Raw genomic sequence first — 2,439 nt, forward strand, 5'->3', positions numbered from 1 at the left:
CACCCGCTCTACGACGGCCTCGTCGAGGCGCCCGACGCGGACGGATACCGCGGCGTCCTCCGGTGGAACTTCGAGAAGTTCCTCGTCACCCCGGACGACGTTGTCGCCGCCCGCTTCGCACCGACCGTCGAACCCGATTCGCCCGAGGTGCGCGCCGCCATCGAGCGCGTCCTTCCCCGCTGACCCGCCCTCCGGACCGGCGCCGTCCGCAGTGGGCGGACAGCGCCGCCGCTTGGTGCGCAGGTAGTCGCCGACCACGGCCGCACCGAGGCCGTCCGCGGTCGGTGCCACGACCCGGCCGCCGCCGCGGCGGGCGACGATGTTCACGAACCGCTCCAGGCGCGGGTCCTCGCCGAGCATGAACACGCTCAGCGTCGCGCCCAGCCGGTGCAGCGAGTCCACTTCGGACAACGTGACGCCGAGGGTGCGCGGCGTGGGCGGGTACTGGAACACCGCTTCGCCGTCGGTTTCCAGGTGAGCGGTGGGTTCGCCGTCGGTGACCACCAGGACCACCGGCTGCGCGTCGGAGTTCCGCCGCACGTGCCTGCCCGCCAGCAGCAGCGCGTGGTGCAGGTTCGTCCCCTGCTCCCAAGTGCCTTCCAGCGCCGCCAGCTCCCGACCGTCCACAGTGGACGCATAACGGCCGAAGGTGACCAGTTGCAGGGCATCCGAGCGGTAGCGGGTGGCCACCAGGTGGTTCAGCGCCAACGCGGTGCGCTTCATCGGCACCCACCGGCCATCCTGCACCATCGACCACGAGGTGTCCACGCACAGCGCCACGGCCGCGCGGGAACGCTGCTCGGTCTCGGCGACCTCCAGGTCATCCACCTGCAGCAATGGCGACCGCGGGCCCTCGGCGGCGCGGCGCAGCACCGAATTGCGCACCATCCGGCCGGCGTCCCACGGTTCCGTGTCGCCGTAGGACCACGGCCGGGTCGTGCCGGTGAGTTCCCCTGCCGCGCCCGCCCGGTCGGTGTCGCGTTCGCCCTGGCGGCTGCGCAGCTGCGAGATCACCGACTGCAACGCGGTTTCCCCGAGCCTGCGCATCGCGCGCGGGCTCAGCTGCAGGGTGCCGTCCGGAGCACGCTGCAGCAGGCCCTGCTGCCGCAGCTGCCGCTCGATCTCGGAGAGCCGCTGCGCGTCCACCACGGCCTGCTCGCCGAGCTGGCGTTCCAGTGCCTCCAGGTCGATGTCCTGCAGGCTCGCGCCCGGGTAGGACTGGCCGAGCTGCTGGGCGAGCTGCTCCAGCTCACCCAGCTCGGCCATCGCCTCGGTGGCCTCAGCCAGCCCCATCGGCTGATCACCGCGGAACCGCCCCCGGCCGGACCAGTCCTCGCCGGGACGCAGCGACTGCAACTGCTGATCCATCCGGTTCAGCGCCTCGCCGATGCGCGGATCGCCGAACGCCTGTTGCGACAGCTGCGACAGTTCGGCGCGCTGCTGCTCGCTCATCGAGTTCAGCATCCGCTGCGCCGCCGCGGAACGGGCGGCGAGCGCGTCGATCAGCTCGTCGACGTTGCGCGGATTCTCCGGGAAGAACTCGCCGTGCTCGGCCATGAACTCGTCGAACCGCCGCGGCACGTCGGCATCGCCGCGGGCGTGCGCGGCCAGCAGCTCGGAGAGGTCGTCGAGCATCTTGCGCACCCGCTCGACGTCCTCCGGGGTGGTGTCCTGCAGCGCTTCCTTCATGCCCTTGAAGCGCTGCTCGAGGAATTCCGAACCCAGCATCCGCTGGATCTCCTCGAAGGTTTCCCGCGCGTCCTGGGATCGCCAGTCGTAGTTCGACAGCTCCTGCACCGAACCGGCCGCGTCCGGCGGCAGCGCGTCCAGCTGCAACTCGCGGAACCGGGCGTCGTCGCCTTCCTCGGCCGCCAGCGACTCCCGCTCCTGCGCCACCGCGCGGTCCAGCAGCCTGCGCACCTCCTGCAAGGTGCCGTCCAGGTTGTGCCTGCGCTGCAGCTCCGAGCGGCGCTGCCACAGCCTGCGGGTCAGTTCGTCCAGACCAGACGTTTCGCGCGTGCCGGTGCGCAGCATCTCTTCCAGCGCCGACCGCGGCGACGCGCCCTCCATCACGTCGCGCCCGATCTGGTCCAGCGCCTCGCGCAGGTCCACCGGCGGCTCCAGCGGATCGGAGCCGCCGTGCCATGCTCCGTAGCGGTAGCGGCGCGGCCTCGGAGTCATCAGCCGTACACCGACCGATCTTCGTCGAAGTCCTTGGCCAGCTTCTTGTTCAGGTACAGCGATTCCAGCGCCAGCTCGACCGCGCTGGCGATGCGCCCGGACGAGTCGTCCGCGCGCACGCCGAGCCGTTCGGCGACCTGCTGCAGCACCGGCAGCTCCGGCAGCGCGGTGAGCACGTCGCCGCCGCTGATGCGCTCGCCGGTGGCGACCTGGTGCCCACCGGTCACCGCTTCGACCAGCGAACGCAGGTCCAGCCCG

The 2,439-nt window shown here is 71.6% G+C and carries 2 pseudogenes; both read right to left on the reverse strand.

What is annotated here, in order from left to right:
- Window positions 1-225 precede the first annotated feature (225 nt).
- Window positions 226-2,181: pseudogene (locus IJH84_RS07195) on the reverse strand (VWA domain-containing protein); the annotation flags it as partial.
- A pseudogene (locus IJH84_RS07200) lies at window positions 2,181-2,439 on the reverse strand (magnesium chelatase); the annotation flags it as partial. The pseudogenes IJH84_RS07200 and IJH84_RS07195, both read right to left, overlap by 1 nt.

The organism is Saccharopolyspora sp., from assembly GCF_017434145.1.
GTDB classification, from domain to species: domain Bacteria; phylum Actinomycetota; class Actinomycetes; order Mycobacteriales; family Pseudonocardiaceae; genus Saccharopolyspora_C; species Saccharopolyspora_C galaxeae.